General features: G+C 50.4%; 1 protein-coding gene. It reads right to left on the bottom strand.

Annotation, left to right across the window (positions count from 1 at the left end):
• The coding region (locus A3750_RS24625) for a transglycosylase domain-containing protein (RefSeq protein WP_255374904.1) at positions 1 to 812 on the bottom strand (812 nt) is incomplete at both ends.

The raw sequence follows: 812 nt of genomic DNA, 5'->3' as shown, positions 1-812 counted from the left end.
GCCTGAAAATCCGGCAAACCAGCTATCGCGAAAATCATTCGTCGTTCCAGTTTTACCGGCAGTTAATAGCTGACTCGGCAAGGACTGATAGGCTGAACGTCCGGTGCCATTGCGCATCGCCTCTTGCATCCCACTTTGCAATAGATAACTCGCTTGGGGAGAAATCACCTGTTCGACCTCAAAAGTAAAACGTGAAAGCAATTCACCTTGGTGATTCGCCACTTCACGAATCGCGCGCAGAGGCATATTAAATCCATTACTGGCGATGGTTTGATAGAACTTGGCAACGTCAAAAGGCGTCATCGACTGCGCGCCAAGAAGCAGCGAGGGATAGGGGTTTAGGGCTTCGCTTACTCCAAGTCTTCGCAAGCTCTCATGGACTCGAGTTAGGCCGATATCAACACCAAGCCTAGCAGCCGCTAAGTTATAAGAATTAGCAAGGGCTTCGACAATCGCCACCTCGCCGTGAACCTTATTGTCGAAATTGCTTGGCGTCCAACGCTCTCCATTCTCAAATTCTAGCGCAAAGGGAGAATCGGTAATTCGAGTCGCCAGTTGGTAGCGTTCAGGTTGCTCTAACGCCGCTAGATAAATAGCAGGCTTAATGAGCGAACCGACAGCGCGCTCCGCATCAAGCGCTCTATTAAATCCGTGATAACGTGGATTTCTACCACCAAGTAAAGCCATCACTTCACCGGTACCAACCTCGGTGATCACTGCGCCGGCTTCAAGCTTGGCGGTTCCTGCTGACTGCTTTCGATCAAGGGTTTTGATACCAGTGGTCACCGCACGCTCAAGATTCTTTTGCAGCT

Source organism: Oleiphilus sp. HI0079 (assembly GCF_001635105.1).
This window is presented reverse-complemented; position numbering and strand designations above follow the sequence as displayed.